The organism is Geodermatophilus sp. SYSU D01045 (assembly GCF_054050295.1).
In genome coordinates this window covers 90476-110752 of sequence record NZ_JBJGZB010000005.1, presented here as the reverse complement: position 1 = coordinate 110752, position 20277 = coordinate 90476, and the positions used below count along the sequence as shown (strand labels likewise).

Below are 20277 nucleotides of genomic sequence, written 5' to 3'. Positions count from 1 at the left end.
GCGGAACGCGCTTATGCTCGCGCCGCTATGGGGAGCGGGGGTGCCGGAACGGTCGGGTTCCGGGTGCTGGGCGACGTGGGCGCCGTCCGCGACGGCGAGCCCCTCGACCTGGGCGGCCGCCGCCAGCGCTCGGTGGTCGCCCGCCTGCTGGTCGCCGGCGGGCACGTGGTCCCCGCCGAGGTGCTGGTCGCCGACCTGTGGCGCGGCGCCTCCCCCGCCGACGCGCTGGGGACGCTGCAGGCGCACGTCAGCCACCTGCGGCGGGTGCTGGAGCCCGGCCGCGCCCCGCGCACGCCCGCGCGGCTGCTGGTCACCGTGCCGCCGGGCTACGCGCTGCGCCCGGCCGAGGACGCCGTGGACGTGCTCGAGGCGGTGCGGCTGCTCGACGAGGGCGACCGGCTGGCCGCGACCGACCCCGCCGGGGCTCGCAACCGGTACAGCGCCGCGATCGACCTGTGGCGCGGCCCCGCCTACGCCGAGTACCGCGACGAGCCCTGGGCCGGCCCCGAGGCCGCCCGCCTGGACGAGCTGCGGCTGACCGCCGTCGAGCGGCGCGCCGCCGTCGCGCTGGACGCCCCCGGCGGGCGGGACCCGCTCCCGCAGCTGCGCGCGCACGTCGCCGAGCACCCGCTGCGCGAGGAGGGCTGGCGGCTGCTCGCGCTCGGCCTCTACCGGGCCGGGCGGCAGGGCGAGGCGCTCGCCGCCCTGCGCGAGGTGCGGGCCCGGCTGGCCGACGAGCTCGGCGTCGACCCCGGCCCGGAGCTGCGGGCGCTGGAGGAGGCCGTCCTCGCCCAGTCCCCCTCGCTGCTGCCGGCGCGCCGGCCGGCGCCGCCGGTCGGCCGCCCGGCGCCCGCGCCCGTCCCGGCTCCGGCCGCCCCCGCGCCGGACGTGCCCCGGCCGGTCGGCCGCGACGCCGAGCTGGCCGCGCTGGCAGCCGCGGCCGGGCGGGCGGCCGGCGGGCAGGTCGAGGTCGCGCTGCTGGCGGGCGAGGCGGGCGGCGGCAAGACCACGGTGCTCGACCACCTGCGGGCCGAGCACGCGGCCCGCGGCTGGACGACGGTCGCCGTCTGCTGCCCGGAGACCGACGGCGCCCCGCCCGGCTGGCCGTGGGCCGCGGCGCTGCGCGCCCTCGCCGCCGAGGTCCCGCCGGCCGACCCCGCTCCCCTGGCGATGCTGCTCACCGACGACGCGCCGGCCGTGACCGGCGGTGACCCGACCGGCAACCGGTTCCGGCTGCACCAGGCGGTGGCCGGCTGGCTGGCCGCCGTCGCCGCGAGGACGCCGCTGCTGGTGACCGTCGACGACCTGCACCGCGCCGACCGGGAGACGACGGCGCTGCTCCTGGACCTGCTGCCGGCGCTGGCCGGGTCGCCGGTGCTGGTGGTCGCCGCGCACCGCCCCGAGGAGAGCGCCGGCCTGGCCGAGGTCCTCGCCGCGCTGGCCCGCCGCTCCCCCGTGGGCCTCGCGCTGCGCGGCCTCGACGCCGCCGCGGTGGAGGAGCTGGTCGAGGACTGGGCGCTCACCCCGGTCGACGGGCGCACGCGCGCCGCGATCGCCGCCCGCGCCGACGGCAACCCCTTCCACGTCCGCGAGCTGGTCCGGCTGGTGGACACCGGCGAGGACGTCGACGCGGTCCCGGGCACGGTGCGCGACGTCGTCCGGCACCGGCTGGCCGGCCTGCCCGCGCGCACCGGCACGCTGCTGCGCCTGGCCGCCGTCATCGGCCGCGACGTCGACGCCGAGGTGCTGCTCGCCGCGGCGGCCCCGGCCGGCGGCGGCACCGACGAGGACGACGAGTCGCTGGTCGAGGCGCTGGAGACGGCGCTGGTCAGCGGCCTCCTGGTGGAGCCCGGCCCGGGCCGGCTGCGGTTCGTGCACGCGCTGGTCCGGGACACGCTGTACGAGGACCTGTCCTCGCTGCGCCGGACCCGGCTGCACGGCCGGGTGGCCGCGGTCCTGGAGCGGCTGCGGCCCGACGACGTCACCGCCCTGGCGCACCACGCCGCCGCGGCGGGTCCCGGCTCCGCCGCCTCGGCCGCCCGCTGGGCCCGGTCGGCCGCGGAGCTGGCCGAGCGGCACTTCGCCTACGCCGACGCGGCGGTCATGTGGGGGCGGGCGGCCGAGGCCACCGGGAGGACCCGCCCGGACGACGCGGCCGGCCTCGCGCGGCTGCTCGCCGCACAGGCGCACGCCACCGCGCTGGCCGGGGCCATCGGCGAGGCCCGCGCCCTGCGCACCCGCGCGCTGGCCGTGCTGCCGGAGGACGCCCCGGCGGAGCTGACCGCGGCGGTCCTGCTGTCCTCGGACGTGCCGACCCTCTGGAACGCCTGGGTGGACCCGGTCGACGACCGGTTCGTCGCGCGCACCGAGCGCGTGACCACCGCCCTGCGGCCCGGCGACCCGCAGCGCACCCGGCTGCTGGCGATGCTGGCCACCGAGCTCGAGGAGCGGCACGACGATCGGGCCGCCGAGGCCTCCGCCCGGGCGCTGGCCGAGGCCCGGCTCGGCGGGGACCCGCTCGCCCTCGCCCACGCCCTGACCGTCCGGCAGTTCCACGCCGTGCGGGGACGCGACCGCAGCGAGGCCACGGAGCTGGGCACCGAACTGCTCGACCTCGCCCGGCGCGAGGGGTTCGGCGTCTTCGAGGCGGTGGCGCGGCTGGTGCTCCTGCAGGACACCTGCGCCGTGCTCGACCTCGAGGCCGCCGACCGGCACGCCGCGGAGGCCGAGCGCCTGTCCACCGCCTACGGCCTGCCGCTGCTGCGCGGCATCGCCCGCTGCTACGCCGGCCTGCGCGCCGCCGTCGCCGGGCGGGTGGGCGAGGCCCAGGCGGCGTACGACGTGGCCGAGCAGGCCCTGCTCGACGCCGGCTACTACCCCGCGGTGGCCCGGGCGCTGCGGCTGACCACCCAGCTCTCCCTGCGGCTCGCCGACCCCGGCGCCCGGCCGGTCGCCCCCGAGGAGATGGCCGCGCTGGCGCCCATCTCGCCCGAGCTGGCGGTCGAGGCGCAGGCCCTGGCCCTGGTGCTGGCCGGGCGGACGGAGGAGGCGCGGGCGCTGGTCCCGCCGCCCTCCCGGGCGGTGCGGGACCTGTTCGCGCCGTTCGTCCAGTACTGCCGCGGCCTCGTCGGGCTGGCCCTCGGGGACGCGGAGCGGATGGCCGAGGCCGAGGCCGGGCTGCTCCCCTACCGGGACACCGTGTGCGGGACGCACACCGCCCAGATGGCGTTCGGCCCGACGGCGACGGTGCTGGCCCGGCTCGCCGCCGCCCGCGGGGACCGGGCCGCGGCCGAGGCGCACCGGGCGGTCGCCGTCGCCGTCGCCGAGCGCACCGGCAACGCGGCCTGGACCGCGCAGGCCCGCGCGGCGCTGGACTAGCGGCCGGCGACGAGGTCGCGCCGGCGCCGCCAGCCCGGCTCGGCCGCGCGCAGCAGCACCCGCAGCGGCAGCGGCGTCGCGCCGAGCAGCCCGGCGCGCTCGCCCGGGGTGCGGCAGGCGTCGGCGACCCACGGCAGCGCGAACGCCGCGGACCGGGGCCCGGAGCCGCGGGCGCAGACGCCCTCGTAGCGGGCCAGGTCGCGCGCCGACACGCACCGGCGGATCACGGGGAACACCTCGCGCTCCTCCTCCTCGACGTGCTCGTCCAGCGCGTCGGCCAGCTCGGCGAGGACGGCGGCCAGAGGGGCCGCGGCGTCCGGGCCGGCGGCGAACGCGGTCAGCGCCGCGTCGGCGCGGTCCAGCACGGACCGGAGCACGGCGTGGTCCTCGGTGAGCGGCTCGAGGTCGGCGGCGTGCGTCCCGGCGGAGGCGGCGACCACCGGCCACAGGACGGCGTCCTCCCGCCCGGTGTGCGCGCACACCTCCCGCAGCACGCACCGGCCGAAGGCGACGACCGCCCGCCGCCGCTCCGCCGGCCAGACCGCGCCGCCGGCGGCCTCCGCGGCGACGCCGGCCAGCAGCCGGCAGCCGCCGCGCAGCGCGCGGTGCGCCAGCGCCAGGCGGGTCACGTCGGCCTCGGGGTCGCCGGGCCGGCGGGGCGTGACGGGGAACGGCAGCGGTGCGGTCGCGGTCACGGCGCCACCGTCCCCCGGCCCGGTTGCCGGTGACTTGCGTCCGACTACCGCCGCGGCGGAAGCGCCCGGGACCGCCGGGTGTTGCACCGGGCAACGACGACCCGTCCCCAGGAGGACCCCCGTGCGCATCCCGCTGTCCGTGCTCGACCTCGCTCCCGTCGCCCCCGGGGAGACCCACGGCAGCAGCATCGCCGCGAGTGTCGCGCTGGCGCAGCGGGCGGAGGAGGCCGGCTACCGCCGGGTCTGGTACGCCGAGCACCACAACATGCCGGCGATCGCGTCGTCGGCCACCAGCGTGCTGATCGCGCACGTCGGCGCGCACACCTCCACCATCCGGCTCGGCGCCGGCGGCGTCATGCTGCCCAACCACTCGCCGCTCACGATCGCCGAGCAGTTCGGCACGCTCGAGGCGATGTACCCCGGGCGCATCGACCTGGGCCTGGGCCGCGCGCCCGGCTCGGACCAGAACACCACGTACGCCCTGCGCCGCGACCCCGCCTCCGCCGAGCGCTTCCCCCAGGACGTGCTCGAGCTGCAGGGCTACCTGACCGGCGAGTCCCGGGTGCCCGGCGTGCGGGCCGTCCCCGGCCACGGGTCGGAGGTGCCGCTGTACGTCCTCGGCTCGTCGATGTTCGGCGCCGGCCTGGCCGCCGCGCTCGGCCTGCCCTACGCCTTCGCCTCGCACTTCGCCCCCCAGCTGCTCGAGCCCGCGGTGGCCGCCTACCGGCGCGACTTCCGCCCGTCCGCGCAGCTCGACGCCCCGTACGTCATCGCCGGGGTGAACGCCATCGCCGCCGACACCGCCGAGGCGGCGCGGGAGATGCTGCAGGCCACCCGCCGCCGGCTCGCCGTCGGGCTGTTCGGCCAGGGCCGCGACCTCGACGACGACGCCGCCGAGCTGCTGCTGTCCTCGGGCGCGGGCCGGCACGTGGACTCGATGCTCACCCACACCGCCGCCGGCACCCCGGCCGAGGTCCGCGAGCGGCTCACCGAGTTCGCCCGGCTCGCCGACGCCGACGAGCTGATCGTCGCCCACCAGGCGCCCGGCACCGAGGCCCGGCTGCGCTCGGTGACGCTGACCGCCGAGGCGATGGAGTCCGTCGCCGCCGCCTGAGCCGGTCGGGTGGCGGCGACGGCCATCTCCGCCACCCCGGCCACCGGGGCGTCGGGATGAGCGGGGATCGGCGCTCGGGGAGGATGACTCGGTGCACGCCGAGACCGTCATCCTGCTCGTCCTGGCCGCGGTCGCGGTGATCGTGGCGGCCCGCTGGCTGGCCGGCCGCACCGGCATCCCGGCGGCCGCGCTGCTCACCGTGGCCGGGCTGGTGTACGCGCTGCTGCCCGGCCCGAACCTGGGCCTGGACCCGGAGATCGTCCTCAGCGTCCTCATCCCGCCACTGCTCTACAGCGCGGCGCTCGACTCCTCCCTCATCGCCATCCGGGCCAACCTGCGCACCGTCGTCGGGCTGTCGGTGCTGCTCGTGGTGGTCACGGCGCTGGTCATCGGCGTCGGGTTCGCGCTGTGGGTGCCCGGCGCGACGCTCGCCGCCGGGATCGCCCTCGGCGCCGCCGTGGCCCCGCCCGACCCGGTGGCCGCGCTCGCCGTCGGCCGCCGGGTCGGGCTGCCGCCGCGGCTGGTCACCCTCATCCAGGGCGAGGGGCTGCTCAACGACGCGACCGCGCTGACCCTGCTCAGCGTCGCCATCGCGGCCGCGGTGGGCGACGGCTTCTCCACCTGGTCGGCGCTGGGCCAGTTCGCGCTCGCCGCCGCCGGCGGTGTCGCCGCCGGGCTGGCCGTCGCCTACGGCGTCCGGCCGCTGCGCCGGCTCCGCCGGGACCCGCTGTCGTCGAACGCGGTGTCCCTCGCGACGCCGTTCGTCGCCTACCTGCTGGCCGAGTCGGTGCACGTGTCCGGCGTGCTGGCCGTCGTCGTCGCGGGGCTGGTCATCGCGCACAACGCCCCGTACTGGCAGTCGGGCGCCACCCGGCTGCAGACCGACGCGGTGTGGAAGCTGGTCGACTTCCTGCTCGAGGGCGTCGTCTTCCTGCTCATCGGCCAGCAGCTGCCCGCGGTCATCAGCGGCCTCGGCCAGTACGCGCCCTCGACCGTCGTGACCGCCGCCGTGATCACCGTGGGGGCGGTGCTGCTGGTCCGGCCGCTGTGGCTGTGGCTGACCGAGCACGCGCCCCGGGCACTGCACATGCGGCTCAGCGGTGCTCCCGCCGCCGACGAGGACGGCGACCCGGCGACCCCGCCGCGCCAGCTGTCCGGCCGGGAGATCGCCGTGCTGAGCTGGGCCGGCACCCGCGGCGTCATCAGCCTGGCCGCCGTCTTCACCATCCCGCTGGTCACCGACACGGGCGACCCCTTCCCGGACCGCGACCTGCTGCTGTTCTGCGCCTTCCTCGTCGTGCTGGTCACCCTGGTCGGGCAGGGCACCACGTTCGCCCCGCTGGTGCGCCGGCTGCGCCTGCGCGCCGACGCCGCCGACGCCGCCCGGCTGCGCAACCAGGCGCGGACGGCCGCCGTCGAGGCGGGGCTGAACCGGCTCGACGAGCTGCAGGCCGAGCAGCACGACCACGTCGACGACGCCGCCATCGAGTCGATCCGCGCCGCGCTGCGCGCCCGGCTGGACCGCTACCGGCACCGACTGCAGGTGCTCGAGGACGCCGAGGGCGAGGTGCCGATGTCGCCGCAGTACGAGGCGGCGCTGCGGGTGCGCCGGGCGGTGATCGACGCCGAGCGCGAGGAGCTGCTGCGCTGGCGCGACCTCGGCCGGCTGCCCGACGAGGGGCTGCGCACGCTCGAGCGGGAGCTGGACCACCAGGAGCACCTGCTCCCCGCGCGCCCGGCCTAGGGGCGGTACCGCGTCTGGCCGTGCGGCCCGCCGAACAGCAGCACCTTGTCCGGGGGCACCCGGTAGACCCGCGCGCCGCCCCCGGTGGCCCCGCCGGAGGAGCTCAGCTCGACGAACTCGTCCCCGCGCACCGCGAAGTGCCAGTCCTCGCCGTACTTCGCGAACCAGGCGTCGGCCAGCACCTGCAGCTCCCCGGGGTCGGTGACCCGCGCCGCGACCCCCTCGACGACGACGTCGCGCCCGCTGTCCCAGCCGTGCGCGCCGGTGCTGCCGGTGGTCACGGCCACGTGCGGGTTGCCGTCGAGGTTGCGCGCCTTCTGCTCGTCCGCGCCGGTGCAGAAGGCGAACGCGCCGTCGTGCCAGACGCCCACGAGCGGGACGGCGTGCGGCCGGCCGTCCGCGCGGACGGTGGTGATCCAGTACAGCTGGGCGTCGGTGAGCAGCCGCTCGACGTCGGCCCACGGGGGTGCGGTCGCCGTGGCGTCGCCGTACCGGGGGTCGATCTGTCCGGTGGTCATGCCCGTGTAGACCGTCGTGGGGACGGCGGCTCATCGCGGCGCCGCCGCGTCAGCCCCCGGCGCCGTCGGTGCACGCGAAGAGGAAGGCGGGCGGCACGTTCCACGGCGTCACGCGCGTCCGGACGTCGGGGAAGCGGCGGCGCAGCTCGCCGAGCACCAGCGGCGAGTACTGGATCACCACCGCGGTGCCGCGGGGGCGCAGCGCACGGGGCAGCTGGTCGAGCAGCCGGCGGCGCAGGCCCACCTCGAGCGAGGTGAACGGCAGCATCGAGACGACGACGTCGGCTCGCTCGCCGTCGAGGAGGCCGGTGAGGTCCTCCGCGGAGCCGCACACCACCCGCAGCCGGGGGTCGTCGTGGCGCTCGGTGAGCCGGCGGGCCAGCTCCGGGTCGATCTCCAGCGCGAGGAGCCGGGCGTCCGGGCCGAGGCGGGCGAGGATCTCCCGGGTGGCCACCCCGGTCCCGGCACCGAGCTCGACGACCAGGCCGGCGCCCGGGACGTCGGCGAGGTCGAGCAGGGCGCGCACCGCCGTCCGGGACGTCGGCAGCACCGCCCCCACCTGGCGCGGGTTGGTGACGAAGGCGCGCAGCAGCCGCACGCCGTCCGTGAGGGCCTGGGGCACGGGCCTCCCCTCCGCCGCACCCGTGCGGCGCGGCCGCCCCGACCCTGCCACGGATCGCGGCGCCCGACGACCGATCAGGCCGGCCGGTGGGCGTCGAGCCAGGCGACGACGTCGTCGAGGACCTGCTCCTTCTCCGGCTCGTTGTGCGGCTCGTGGAACAGCCCGTCGTAGACCCGGTGCGTGAGGTCGGGCGAGCCCGCGTGCTCGCGGACCACCACGCTGGCCGCCGGCGCCACCAGCCGGTCGGCGCTGCCGTGGACGACCAGCAGCGGGACCCGGAGCCCGGGCAGCCGGCCGGGCATCGCCGCGGCGGTCTGCATGAGCGCCGCGCCGGTGCGGGCGACCATCTTCCCGTTGTGGTTGAGCGGGTCGGCCCGGTAGGCGGCCACCACCTCGGGGTCGCGGCTGACCGTCTCGACGTCGAGGGCGAGCACGCCGAGGCCCGGAGCCAGCCGGGCCAGCACCGGCGCCACCGCCCGCTGCACCGGGGTGGCGGCACTGGTGTCGAGCGCGGGGGCCGAGAGGACCGCACCGACGACCCGCGCGTCCGGCTCGCCGGTCAGGTACTGCAGCGCGATGAGCCCGCCGAGGCTGTGTCCGTAGACGAACAGCGGGACGCCGGGGTGCCGGTCGGCGGCGGCGCGGACGGTCTGCGCCACGCCCTCGACGGTCCCCGCCATGCTCCCGATGTCACCCCGCCGGCCGGGCGACCGGCCGTGGCCGGGGTGGTCGGGCGCGTAGGAGGCGTAGCCGCCGCGGCCGAGCCGATCGGCCACGTGCGCGTAGCGGCCGCCGTGCTCGTGCACGCCGTGCACGAGGACGACGACGCCGGCCGGGCCGGGGACGCTCCAGCCCTGCCAGTACTGCCCCGAGGGCAGCGTGCCCTCCCCGTGCCGCACCGCTGTGGTCACGCGTCCTCCCGATCCGTCGCCCGCGCCCGTCCCGGGCGCCGTCGCGCACCGTAGCCCCCGCGGCCGCGCGGGGGCCGACCGCTAGCGTCCGCCCGGTGACCGCCCGCTCCCGCCGCCTGACGCGCCTCGCCGCGCTCGGCCTCGCCGTCGCCCTCGCCCGCCGCGCCCGCACCGTCGCTGCCGTGCCGCCCGAGCTGCGCCGTCCGGACCTGTGGCTGCCGCTGTCGATCGGCTCGCGGGCCGAGCTGCGGATCGGACGCCGGCTGTTCGGGTCCCGGGTCACCGAGCCGGTGGCCGGGGTGACCGTGACGCGGCACGACGTCCCCGGCGGGCAGGACGTGTTCGTGTACGAGCCGGTGCGGCGCACCGGCGGCGCGCTGCTGTGGGTCCACGGCGGTGACACGGTGATCGGGCAGCCCGAGGGCGACCACGACCTGTGCAGCCGGATGGCCCGCGACCTCGGCGTCGTCGTGGTCAGCGCCCGCTACCGGCTGGCGCCCGAGCACCCGTTCCCCGCGGCGCTCGACGACCTCCTGGCCGCGCTGTGCGAGCTGCACCGGCGGGCCGCGGATCTCGGCGTGGACCCGGCCCGCGTCGCCGTCGGCGGGGCCAGCGCGGGCGGCGGGCTGGCCGCGGCGCTGGCGCAGCGGGCGCACGACGAGGGCGTGCCGGTCGCCTTCCAGCTGCTGGTCTACCCGATGCTCGACGACCGCACGGTGCTGCGCCGGAGCACCGCCGGCCGCGGGAAGCTGGTCTGGACGCCGCGGTCCAACCGCTGGGCGTGGACCGCCTACCTGGGGCACCGGCCGCGGGCCGACGAGCCCCGTCCCCACGCGGCGCCGGCCCGCCGGCTGGACCTCTCCGGCCTGCCGCCGGCGTGGATCGGTGTCGGCGGCCTGGACCTGTTCCACGACGAGGACGTCGCCTACGCCCGGCGCCTGCAGGCGGCCGGCGTGCCGGTGCGGCTGCACGTCGAGCCGGGGATGTACCACGCGGCCGAGCTGGAGCTGCAGACGACGGTCGCGACCATGCGGGCCTTCCAGCAGGCCGCCTTCGACGCCCTCGGCGCCGCGGTCGGCACCGCGTGACGCAGCAGGCCACCACGCCGCACTTCGCGGCGCCCGCGGGGACGTTCACGGCGAGGCGGTCCGACGGCGTCGTGCGGGCCACCGGCATCCGGTACGCCCGGGCGGAGCGGTTCCGCCCGCCGGTGCCCGAGCCGCCCGCGACCGGCGTCGTCGACGCGACGTCGTGGTCGCCCGCGTGCCCGCAGCCGCCGGCGCCGGAGCTCGAGCTGATGGTCACCGACCCGATGGGCGAGCTCGTCGCCGACGAGGACTGCCTGCGGCTGTCGGTGACCGTGCCCGATGACCTCGTCCCCGATGACCTCGTCCCCGATGACCCGGCCCCCGGCGACCGGCTGCCGGTGATGGTGTGGGTGCACGGCGGCTCCTACGTCAGCGGCGCCGGCGACGCCCCCGCCTACGACCCGGCCGCGCTCGTGCGCGAGCAGCGGGTGGTCGTCGTCAGCGTCACCTACCGGCTCGGGCTGCTCGGCTTCCTCGGCGACGGGGACGGGTGGCCGGCGAACCTCGGCCTGCTCGACCTCGTCGAGGCGCTGCGCTGGGTGCGGGCCAACGTCGCGGCCTTCGGCGGCGACCCGGACGCGGTGACGCTGTTCGGCGAGTCCGCCGGCGGCGACGCGATCGCCCACCTCGTGACGGCCGACGGCGCCCGCGGCCTGTTCCGCCGCGCGGTCGTGTCCAGCGCCCCGCTGGGGCTGTCCCGCGGCCGGGCGCGGATGAGCGCCGCGATGGCCGCCGAGGCCCGGTCGCTGGATCCCGCCGCGCCCGTCGAGGAGGTCGTCGACGCGCAGGCGCGGTTGGCCGCGCGCGCCCGGCGGTACGGGCTGGTGGCCGCGATGCCGTTCGGCACCCAGTACGGCCTCCCGCCGCTGCCGGCCGAGGAGGCGGTCGAGGACGCCTGGGCGGAGGCGGCGCCGGAGGTGGACCTGCTGGTCGGCACGAACAGCCGCGAGGTGGCGCTGTTCGCCGCGCTGCTGCCGCCCGCCGCGCGGCTGGCCCGTGTCCCCGTCGTCGGCCGGCCGCTGGTGGAGGCGGTCGTGCGGGTGCTCACCCGCCGCATCTACGCCCGCGACGCCGCCCGGGCCGCCCGCCGGCACCGCGCGGCCGGCGGCCGGGCGGTGCACTACACGCTCGCGTACGGCACCGGCGCGCTGACCGGAGCGCACGCGATCGACCTCCCGCTGCTGTTCCCGCACCGGCACACCTGGGAGGCCTCACCGCTGCTGGCCGGCATCCCGTGGGTCGAGGTCGTCGCGGCCGGCCGGGAGGTCCGCCGGGTGTGGGCGCACTTCGCCCGCACCGGGGACGTGCCCGCCGACCTCCCGTCCTTCCTGTCCGTGGACCGGGGCTGAGCGCTCAGCGCGGCTCGGCGGGGCTGCCCGACGGGCCGGGACCGAGGTCGCGCTGCAGCCAGGTGACGTCGTGCCAGGCGCCGTCCTTCCAGCCGACCCGCCGGTAGGTGCCGACGGGCTCGAAGCCCAGCGCCCGGTGCAGGCCGAGGCTCGCCTCGTTGGGCAGCGCGATCCCGGCCAGCGCGACCCGGTACCCGCGTGCGGCGAGCCGGTCGAGCAGCGCCGTGTACAGCAGCCGGCCCGCGCCGGTGCGCCGCCGGCCGGGCTCGAGGTAGACGCTCACCGTGCACGACCAGCGGTAGGCCTCGCGGGCCATGAAGGGCCCGCCGTACGCATAGCCGCGCACCGCGCCGTCCGCCTCGAGCACCAGCCACGCGTGCCGCTCCTGGGCGTCGGCGATGCGGCGGGCCATCTCCATCGCCGTCGGCGGCTCGGTCTCGAACGACACCGCGGTGCCGGTGACGTAGGGGGCGTAGACGTCCCGGCAGGCGGCGGCGTCGTCCGGGCCGGCGTCGCGGACGGAGGTCACGCCCCCGACGCTACGGCCGCCGGCCCTCAGGCCGGGGCGAGGACCGGCTCCTCGCGCCACAGCACCGGCTCGCCGCGGCGGTCCTGCTTGGAGACGTACATCGCCTGGTCGGCGCGCTTGGTCAGCGCCGCGGCGCCGAGCCCGGGCTCCCCGCAGGCCACGCCCAGGCTGGCCCGCAGCGGCACGGTGCCCGCGGTGATCTCGGCCGGCTCCGACAGCGCCGCCCGGATCCGCGCGCCGAGCGAGGCGGCCGCGACCGGGCCGTCGACCCCGCGGCTGACGACGAGGAACTCGTCGCCGCCGATGCGCCCGACGATGTCGTCCCGGCGCAGCACGCCGGCCAGCCGCGCGGCGGTGGTCACCAGCAGCTCGTCGCCGGCGTCGTGGCCCAGGGTGTCGTTGACCGGCTTGAAGTCGTCGAGGTCGACGAAGACCACCGCCGTCGTCCCGGCGTCCGGCCCGGCCAGCGCGGCCTCCAGGACGGCGATCGTGGAGGCGCGGTTGTGGCAGCCGGTGAGGGCGTCGAAGGTCGCCTTGGCGGTGAGCTCCTCGCGCATGCGGGCGCTGTCGGTGACGTCGGAGACGCACACCAGCGCGCCGGGGGCGCCCTCGCGGTCGCTGAGCGCCACCAGGCTCACCGCGCACACCCGGGCCTCGCCGGCCGGGGTGCGGATGCCGACCTCCACCGCCGCGTCCACGCCGTCGCCGAGCACCTGCGCGAGCGCGGTCTCCAGCGCCGCCCGCCCGGCCTCGTCCGCCCGGGCCGCGACGTCGTCCCAGCCGGTCACCGCGGGCACGCCCAGCAGCACCGGCAGGCGGGAGTTGGTGTGCACGACCTCCCGATCGGAGGTCAGCTGCAGGATGCCCTGCGGCAGCGCCTCGGTCAGCCGCCGCAGCAGCCGCTCCTGCTGCTGCAGGGCCTCGTGCGCGGCCATCTCGTCGGAGACGTCGCTCATCTGCGTCACGACGACGGCGTCGGCGGGGTCGTCGGCCGGCACGTACTGGTTCTCCAGCTCCAGCCACGCCCACGTGCCGTCGGCGCGCCGGTGCCGCAGCCGCACCCGCTGGGCCTCCTGGCGGGAGAGCAGCTCCAGCCAGTTGGCGATCGCCCGCTCCTGGTCGTCGGGGTGGACGAACTCCGAGGAGCGCTGGCCGACCATCTGCGCCGGCGTCCAGCCGAGCATCCGGGTGGTGCGCTCGTCGATCTCGGTGATCACCGCCAGCGACGTCTTGCGGACCGACGCCGTGCGCGGCCGCCGCGACACCTCGAGCCCCGCCAGCGGCGCGGGGCCGCGGTCGCCGGCGGCCGCGTCGAGCACGTCGAGGGCGCCGAGCAGGACGCCGTGCTGCTCGCGGAGGTCGACGAAGGTGAGCGCCAGCGCCACCGCGGGCTCGCGCCGGCCGTGGACGGTGGCCAGGCCGACCCCGTTGGTGCGCGCCCGCTCGAAGGCGGTGACGACGAGCATCGCGTCGGCGGGGACGACGGCGTCGAGGAACGTGGCGCGGTCGGCCGGCGGGGTCATCACCCGCTCCGGCGGGACGCCGAGCGAGGCCGGCATCGGGACGAGTACGCCGTCGGAGGCGATCGCGGCCAGCACGGCGTCGGGCAGCCGGAGCAGGGAGAACAGGACGTCCGCGCGCTCGGCCGGCGTTCTCGGGGTGGCGGTCACGCCCTCCCATCGGCGCAGCCGGGCCGGTCCTTGAGCGGCCGGTGTGGTCAAACTCACCCTCCGGGGTCGGCCCTCGGCGTGTCACCGCACCGGGTGGCAGCATGGTCATCCACGGGGCCCGCCGGTCGAGATGCCGGACGGCGGTGCACGCCGACTCCGGGCTCGCCCGGCTGGAGGTGTCGCGGTGCAGTCTGCGGCCAGTTCCACGACCACGACGAGGACCACGACGACGACTTCCCTGCACGCCCGTCTCGACCTCGCGGGCTGGCTGCTCGGCGCCGTCCGCGGCTGGCACGCCCGCGACGACGCCGGCCCGGCGGCGCGCGCGGTCGCCGACGACCTGGCCGCCGTCCTCCCCGAGGGGTGTGGCGTCGCGGTCACCCTGCTCGGCCCCGGGCGCTCCCCCGCGGCCCCGGTCGGCAGCGCCGGCCCGGCCGCCGGGCTCGACGCCGCCCAGCTCCGCCTGTCCGAGGGCCCGCTGTGCGCCGCGCTCGCCGGGACGCCGGCGGGCAGCGCCGACCTCGGCCGGGACCTGCGCTGGCCCGCGCTCGCCGAGCGGGCCGCCGCCGCCGGCGTGCAGCGCGCCACCTGCCTGCCGCTGGACACCGGCAGCGAGGTCGTCGGGGCGCTCTCGGTGTACGTGCCCGGCCCCGGGCCGGGGCCCGACCGCGCGGCGCTCACCCCGGTGGCCGGGCACGCCGCGCTGGCGCTGCGCACCGTGCGGCGGACCGCGCACCTGACCGTCGCGCTGGACAGCCGGGACGTCATCGGCCAGGCCAAGGGCGTGCTCATGGAGCGCTACCGGATCACCGCCGACGCCGCCTTCGGCATCCTCGTCCGCGCCTCGCGGGACACCGGCCGCACGGTGCGCGACGTCGCCGTGCTGGTCACCGAGACCGGGGAGGCCCCGGCCGTCGTGTCCGCGGACGGCCTGCGGTGACCGGCGGCGCGCACGACTTCGTCGTCCTCGACAGCGAGGAGGCGCACGCGCAGGTCGTCGGCGACTTCGTCGCGGACGGGGTACGCCGTGGCGAGTGCGTCCTGGTCACCGCCCTCGGCGGCCGCGAGGAGCGGCTGTGGGCCCGGCTGCGCCGCGCGGGCGTCGTCGGCGAGAGCTGGGAGCCGACCGCCACGACGGCGGTCCGGCTGGTGCCGCCGGACCCGGCCGAGCTGCCCGCGGCGGTCACCGGGGCGCTGTCCGAGGGGTGGCCCGCCGTCCGGTTCACCGGCGCGATCACCACCCCCGGCGTCAACGCGTTCGAGGCCGTCGTCGGCGAGCTGACCGCCCGGCACCCGCTCACCGTGCTGTGCCCCTACTTCCGCGACCTGCTCGAGCCCGGCCAGCACGCCGACCTCACCGCGCTGCACCGCGCACAGGTCGACGCCACCGCGGAGTACGACGACGGCGTCTTCCGGCTGACCCGGCGCGGCGACCGGCTGCACCTCGCGGGCGAGCTGGACTCGGCCAACGCCGACGCGCTGCGCGCGGTGCTGCAGGCGACGCTGGCCGGGGGCGGCGCGTGGGACCTCAGCGACCTGCGCTTCCTCGACGTGGGCGCGGCCGACTCCCTCGTCGCGGCGGCCGCCGGCCCGCCCGGGCTGACCGTCGTCGGCGCCTCGCGGCTGACCGCCCGGCTGGTCCGCCTGCTGGCCGACCGCTACCCCGATCGCGCGGTGGAGCTGGTGGACGCGACCTCCGAGGGCGCCGGCCGGTGACGGGACCGGACGCCGCACCGGTGCACCGGTGCGCGTTCCACGCGGGACGGGCGGAGGCCGGCGTGATCGCCGCGGACCTGTGCCGCCGCGCGCTGGCGGCCGGGCGGCCCGTGGTCGCCCACGTCGACGACGAGCTCCGGCGGGAGGTGGTGGCGCGGCTGCCCGCCGCCGGAGTCGCGTTCGCGCCGCACCGCGGCCTGGCCGAGCGGTCGCTGGGGTCGCTGCTCGACGACTGGGCCGCGCGGCGGCCGCCCGGCGGGGACGGCCCGGTGACCGTGCTGTGCCAGGAGGCGTTCCCCCTCCTGCCCGACGCCGGGCTGTGGCGGCGCGCCGAGCACGCCACGACCGCGGCGGTCGCCGCACACGGGCTCGCGGTCACCTGCCTGGTCGACACCGCCGGGGGGCCGGCCGAGCGGCTCGCGGTCGCCCGCGCCACGCACCCGGTGCTGTGGTGGGACGGCGCCGACGTCCCCAACCCGGACCTGCGGCCGCCGGCCGGCCCGCCGCCGGGCGACGGCGTCCTCCTCGCCGACCGCCTGGTCGACCCGTCCGCGGGCATGGCCAACCGCCGCTGGTGGGACGCGTGCCTGGCCGCGGCCGGTCTGGCGCGCACGCGCCGCGAGGAGCTCGTGCTCGCGCTGCACGAGGCGGTCGGCACCGCGGCCGTCCTCGACGGCGTCCGGGGTGGCGGGCGGGGCGGTGTCCGGGTCCGCATCACCCGGCACGGCGGCACGCTGACCGCGGAGGTGGGCGTCCGCTCCGGCTGCCCGCCACTGGAGGCGCACGCGGTGCCCGCGGACCACCGGCTGCTCATGCTGTGGCTGGCGGGGAAGGTCTCCCCCGCGGTGTCGCTGGGTGTGCGGCCGGACGGGACCGGCAGCCGCATCGTGGTGTGCGCGCTGGACCCCGACACCGCCTGACCGCTCGTCGGCGTGTCGCGCACCCCGCCGCGGCGGGTCTCGTTGGTCACCGGGGTGGTGGACCGATGACCGACAGCGGGGTGTACGAGGGGGCGGTGGACCCACGCCGGCCCGAGCAGGCGCGGGCGTGGGTGCGCGCGGCCGCCGCGGCGCGCGGGTGGCCGCCGGACGTCGTCGACGAGGTGCTGCTGCTCCTGTCGGAGGTGCTGGTCGCCGACGCGGCGGCCCCCGGTCCGCGGCCGGTGCGGCTGCTCGAGGGCGGGCCCGGCCTGGAGGTGCGGCCGGCCGGTCGGCTGCCCGGGGACGCCGCTCGGCTCGCCCTCGCCGCCTCGGTGGCGACCGCCGTGCGGGTCGAGGCCGGCGACGGGGGCTGGGTGCGCCTGACGGCGGTCCCCGCCGGCCCGGCCCCGGCCTGAGCCGGGGCCGGGCGCGGCCTCAGGACGGGAGCAGCCGCCCCAGGACGCCCCGGACCGTGGAGCCCACCCGGTAGGACTGCACCAGCCAGGCGTTGCAGGTGATCACCGCGCCCGCCAGGGCCGGGACGGCGGCCTGGGTGAACCGCTGCCGGGCCTGCCACTTCCGGATCTCGGGCGGGGTCCCGGCCGAGGGCAGTGTCGCGTCCTTCACCTCGAGCCCGCCCTCGGAGGCGGCCTGCTCGGCCAGTTGCCCGATCCTCCGGCCGGTGTAGGCGGCGTACGCGGTGGCGCCGGCGCCCGCGACGGTGAGCGCGGCCTTGAGCGCACCCACCGTCCCGTAGCCCTGCTGGAGCGCCAGCCGCTGGGTGTTCGACCGGGTCAGCTGCAGCCCCGTCACGAGGGTGGCCGCGATCCCGCCCCACTGCGCGGGCGCGAACCGGCCCCAGGCGGAACTCGCCACCCGGACCTTGTCGATGCCGGCGGTCAGGTCGCTGCCGGACTTGTTCACGCCGGCGATGCCCATCACCGAGCCGCCGAACCACAGGGCGGTGCCGAGGTCGTGCACCGCCTGGGTGAGGTACCGGTTGTCCGTCGTCGTCACGGGTGCTCCCGTCCGGGTGCCGCGCACCCTCTGGACGTCCGCCGGGGTCCCCGCTGCTGAGGTGAGACGGACGTCCGGGTCGGCTACCCGCGCCACGCCGGGGTCACTCCGACGCGCTGGCCGTGTCCCCCTGCGCCTGCTCGCTGCTGGGGGGCCCGATCCACACCGTCTTGGCGTTGGTGAACTCGTACATGCCGAGCTCGGTGAGCTCGCGGCCGTAGCCGCTCTGCTTGACCCCGCCGAAGGGCAGCTCGGGGTAGCTGGTGACCATCCCGTTGACGAACGCCATGCCGCTCTCAACGTCGCGGATGAAGGTGGCCCGCTCCTGCTCGTCCTCGCTCCACAGGTTGGCGCCGAGGCCGTAGGGGTGGCTGTTGGCGATCTCGATGGCCTCCTCGAGGCCGTCGACGGTCCACAGCGCGGCCACCGGGCCGAAGACCTCCTCGGCGTAGAGGTCCATCTCCGGCGTGATGCCGGTGAGCAGCGTCGGCTCGTAGAACCAGCCGGGGCGGTCGGGGCGCTTGCCGCCGACGACGACGGTCGCGCCCTTGTCGACGGCGTCCTGCACGTACCGCTCGACGTCCTCGCGGCCGGACTCGGTGGCCAGCGGGCCGACCTGGGTGCCGTCCTCCATCGGGTCGCCGACGACGAGCGCGCCCATCTTCTCGCCGAACAGCCGGGTGAACTCCTCGGCGACGTCGGCGTGCACGAAGAACCGCTTGGCCGCGATGCAGCTCTGCCCGTTGTTCTGGCAGCGGGCGGTGACCGCGACCTCGGCGGCGCGGTCGAGGTCGGCCGAGGGCATGACGATGAACGGGTCGCTGCCGCCGAGCTCGAGCACCGTCTTCTTGAGCACGTCCCCGGCGATCGCGGCCACCGACTGCCCGGCGGGGGCGCTGCCGGTGAGGGTGGCGGCGGCGACGCGGTCGTCGCGCAGGACCTGCTCGATGGACGAGGAGCCGATCAGCAGGGTCTGGAAGACGTCGGCGGGGAAGCCGGCCTTGCGGAACAGCTCCTCCATGTACAGCGCGGTCTGCGGCACGTTGCTGGCGTGCTTGAGCAGCCCGACGTTGCCGGCCATGAGCGCCGGGGCGGCGAAGCGCATCGCCTGCCAGAGCGGGAAGTTCCACGGCATGATCGCCAGCACGACGCCGATCGGCTGGTGCACCAGGTACGCCTGCTCCGCCCCGACGGCGCCGGCGTCGGCGGGCTCCGGCTCGAGCATCGCCGGGCCGTGCTCGGCGTAGTACCGCAGCGCCTTGGCGCACTTGGCGACCTCCGCCTTCGCCGCGGCCAGCGTCTTGCCCATCTCGGTGACCATGAGCTCGGCGACCTGGTCGGCGTCGCCGTCGAGGACGTCGGCGGCCGCGCGCAGCCAGCCCGCCCGCTCCTCGGGGGCGGTCAGCCGGTAGCTGCGGAAGGCGGCCGCGGCGCGGCCGATCTTCTCGTCGAGGGCCTCGTCCGACAGCGGCTCATAGGTCTTGAGCGTCTCGCCGGTGGCCGGGTTGGTAGTGGCGATGGCCATGTCGGTCCCTCCCTCGTCGGCGCGCGGGGCTGCACGCCGTCCCGGGCAGAGCCCCTACCCGTCCCCGCCCCGCTCACGCTCACCCGACCGGGAGCCCGGCCAGCCCGGCGACCAGGCCCAGCACCGCGCAGACCCCGAGGGTGCGCAGCACCGACCACCGGACGCGGAAGAGCAGCACCGCCGCCACCGCGGCGATCGCCAGCGGGACCCACCGCAGCGTGCCCGGGTCCGGCACTTCGAGCGCCAGCGGCCCGGCGTCGACCTCGTGGGTGCCGGAGAACAGCGTGTGGACGGCGAAGTAGACGCCCAGGTTCGCGATGACCCCGACGACGGCGGCGGTGATGCCGGTGAGCGCGGCCGACAGCGACCGGTTGCCGCGCAGCCGCTCCATGTAGGGGGCGCCGAGCAGCACGAACAGGAAGCTGGGGACGAAGGTCACCCAGGTGACCAGCAGCGAGGCGACGACGGCCGCCACCCACGGGTCCAGGTCCCCGGACGCCCGGTACGCGCCGAGGAACGCGACGAACTGGACCACCATGATCAGCGGCCCGGGTGTGGTCTCGGCCAGCGCCAGCCCGCGCACCATCTCGCGCGGGGTCAGCCAGCCGTAGACCTCGACCGCCTGCTGGGCGACGTAGGCCAGCACCGCGTAGGCGCCGCCGAAGGTGACCACCGCGGCGCCGGAGAAGAACAGGCCCTGCTGGGTGAGGACGCTGCCCCCGCCGGTCAGCACGGCGACCGCCGCGACGGGCAGCCCCCAGACGAGCAGCCCGGTGACGAGCACCCGCACGGTGCGCCGCGCGCTGGGGGCCTCGTGGTGCAGGACGTCGTCCGAGACGACCGGCGGCGGTCCGGCGTCGGGCCCCTCGGCTGCCTTCTCCTGCGGCAGCGCCGACGGCCGCCACCGGCCCAGGGCCCAGCCGGCGACCCCGGCGAGCGCGACCACCGCGGGGAACGGCACGCCGAACAGGGCGAGCGCGAGGAACGCCGCGACCGCCAGGACGACCAGGGCGCGGCTGTCGAGCGCCTTCTTCCCCACGCGGACGACGGCCTGGACGACGATCGCCAGCACCGCCGCCGCCAGGCCGGTGAACAGGGCGGTGATCGCGGTGGTGTCGCCGAAGGCGACGTAGACCGCCGACAGCGCCAGCAGCGCGAGCACGCCGGGCAGCACGAACAGGCCGCCCGCGACCAGGCCGCCGCGGGTGCCGTGCAGCAGCCACCCGACGTAGGTGGCCAGCTGCTGGGCCTCGGGGCCGGGCAGCAGGGTGCAGTAGTTGAGGGCGTGCAGGAACCGGCGCTGGCCGATCCAGCGGCGCTCGTCGACCAGTTCCCGCTGCATGACCGCGATCTGGCCGGCCGGACCGCCGAAGGTCTGCAGCGACACGAGGAACCAGGCGCGCACCGCCTCGCGGAAGGACGGGTACGCCGTGGCGGGGGCCGCCGTCGGCCCGGCGGGGGTCGGCTCGGTCATCGCGGGC

18 protein-coding genes are annotated in these 20277 nt (G+C 77.8%); 9 read left to right on the top strand and 9 right to left on the bottom strand.

Annotated features, from left to right (window positions below; translation table 11 throughout):
• Positions 1-27: 27 nt before the first annotated feature.
• Entirely contained in the window at positions 28-3378 is a 3351-nt protein-coding gene (locus ACI798_RS05945) for a BTAD domain-containing putative transcriptional regulator (RefSeq protein WP_457047472.1), read from the top strand.
• Here the strand turns inward: ACI798_RS05945 and ACI798_RS05940 are convergent.
• Positions 3375-4073: a hemerythrin domain-containing protein gene (locus ACI798_RS05940; protein WP_456939478.1), complete on the bottom strand. Its 699-nt coding sequence runs from the start codon at positions 4071-4073 to the stop codon at positions 3375-3377. The genes ACI798_RS05945 and ACI798_RS05940 overlap by 4 nt on opposite strands.
• Positions 4074-4194: 121 nt before the next feature.
• On the opposite strand from ACI798_RS05940, the gene ACI798_RS05935 reads away from it, so the two are divergent.
• Positions 4195-5187, top strand: a complete 993-nt coding sequence (locus ACI798_RS05935; RefSeq protein WP_457047471.1) for an LLM class flavin-dependent oxidoreductase — start codon at positions 4195-4197, stop codon at positions 5185-5187.
• Positions 5188-5278: 91 nt separating this feature from the next.
• On the top strand, positions 5279-6931 hold the full coding sequence (locus ACI798_RS05930) for a Na+/H+ antiporter (protein WP_457047470.1): 1653 nt from the start codon (positions 5279-5281) through the stop codon (positions 6929-6931).
• Here ACI798_RS05930 and ACI798_RS05925 read toward each other — a convergent pair.
• From ACI798_RS05925 to ACI798_RS05915, 3 genes are all read right to left on the bottom strand, one after another.
• A complete protein-coding gene (locus ACI798_RS05925) occupies positions 6928-7449 on the bottom strand; it encodes a pyridoxamine 5'-phosphate oxidase family protein (protein ID WP_456939481.1) in 522 nt (173 codons plus the stop codon). The two genes, ACI798_RS05930 and ACI798_RS05925, sit on opposite strands and share 4 nt — an antisense overlap.
• Positions 7450-7498: 49 nt before the next feature.
• Complete coding sequence (locus ACI798_RS05920; RefSeq protein ID WP_456939482.1) at positions 7499-8071, bottom strand: class I SAM-dependent methyltransferase; 573 nt, start codon at positions 8069-8071, stop codon at positions 7499-7501.
• A gap of 74 nt (positions 8072-8145) precedes the next feature.
• A complete protein-coding gene (locus ACI798_RS05915; RefSeq protein WP_457047469.1) occupies positions 8146-8982 on the bottom strand; it encodes an alpha/beta hydrolase in 837 nt (278 codons plus the stop codon).
• A gap of 95 nt (positions 8983-9077) precedes the next feature.
• On the opposite strand from ACI798_RS05915, the gene ACI798_RS05910 reads away from it, so the two are divergent.
• Both ACI798_RS05910 and ACI798_RS05905 read left to right on the top strand, forming a co-directional pair.
• Entirely contained in the window at positions 9078-10070 is a 993-nt protein-coding gene (locus ACI798_RS05910) for an alpha/beta hydrolase (RefSeq protein WP_457047468.1), read from the top strand.
• A complete protein-coding gene (locus ACI798_RS05905) occupies positions 10067-11419 on the top strand; it encodes a carboxylesterase family protein (RefSeq protein WP_457047467.1) in 1353 nt (450 codons plus the stop codon). Before ACI798_RS05910 ends, ACI798_RS05905 begins: the two co-directional genes overlap by 4 nt.
• A 4-nt stretch (positions 11420-11423) precedes the next feature.
• Here ACI798_RS05905 and ACI798_RS05900 read toward each other — a convergent pair whose 3' ends face one another.
• Positions 11424-11948 carry an N-acetyltransferase family protein gene (locus ACI798_RS05900; RefSeq protein ID WP_457047466.1) on the bottom strand — a complete coding sequence of 175 codons (525 nt, stop codon included), beginning with the start codon at positions 11946-11948 and terminating at the stop codon, positions 11424-11426.
• Between the two features lie 26 nt (positions 11949-11974).
• Complete coding sequence (locus ACI798_RS05895) at positions 11975-13618, bottom strand: diguanylate cyclase (protein ID WP_457047465.1); 1644 nt, start codon at positions 13616-13618, stop codon at positions 11975-11977.
• Between the two features lie 184 nt (positions 13619-13802).
• Between ACI798_RS05895 and ACI798_RS05890 the strand changes: the two genes are divergently transcribed.
• The 4 genes from ACI798_RS05890 to ACI798_RS05875 all read left to right on the top strand — a co-directional run bounded on the left by ACI798_RS05890 (position 13803) and on the right by ACI798_RS05875 (position 16670).
• A complete protein-coding gene (locus ACI798_RS05890; RefSeq protein WP_457047464.1) occupies positions 13803-14558 on the top strand; it encodes an ANTAR domain-containing protein in 756 nt (251 codons plus the stop codon).
• Positions 14555-15334 carry an MEDS domain-containing protein gene (locus ACI798_RS05885; RefSeq protein WP_457047463.1) on the top strand — a complete coding sequence of 260 codons (780 nt, stop codon included), beginning with the start codon at positions 14555-14557 and terminating at the stop codon, positions 15332-15334. The genes ACI798_RS05890 and ACI798_RS05885 overlap by 4 nt, the downstream gene beginning before the upstream one ends.
• Before the next feature lie 62 nt (positions 15335-15396).
• The gene (locus ACI798_RS05880) at positions 15397-16254 is read left to right on the top strand and encodes a hypothetical protein (RefSeq protein WP_457047462.1); all 858 of its coding nucleotides are present in this window, start codon (positions 15397-15399) and stop codon (positions 16252-16254) included.
• Positions 16255-16319: 65 nt separating this feature from the next.
• Positions 16320-16670 (top strand): hypothetical protein, encoded by a 351-nt coding sequence (locus tag ACI798_RS05875; RefSeq protein ID WP_456939491.1) that lies wholly within the window; start codon positions 16320-16322, stop codon positions 16668-16670.
• Between the two features lie 19 nt (positions 16671-16689).
• Here the strand turns inward: ACI798_RS05875 and ACI798_RS05870 are convergent, their stop codons facing one another.
• From ACI798_RS05870 to chrA, 3 genes are all read right to left on the bottom strand, one after another.
• Positions 16690-17271, bottom strand: coding sequence for a hypothetical protein (locus tag ACI798_RS05870; protein ID WP_456939492.1), 582 nt, complete (start codon positions 17269-17271; stop codon positions 16690-16692).
• A gap of 103 nt (positions 17272-17374) precedes the next feature.
• On the bottom strand, positions 17375-18796 hold the full coding sequence (locus ACI798_RS05865; RefSeq protein WP_456939493.1) for an NADP-dependent succinic semialdehyde dehydrogenase: 1422 nt from the start codon (positions 18794-18796) through the stop codon (positions 17375-17377).
• Positions 18797-18875: 79 nt separating this feature from the next.
• On the bottom strand, positions 18876-20270 hold the full coding sequence (gene chrA, locus ACI798_RS05860) for a chromate efflux transporter (protein ID WP_456939494.1): 1395 nt from the start codon (positions 20268-20270) through the stop codon (positions 18876-18878).
• Positions 20271-20277 lie beyond the last annotated feature (7 nt).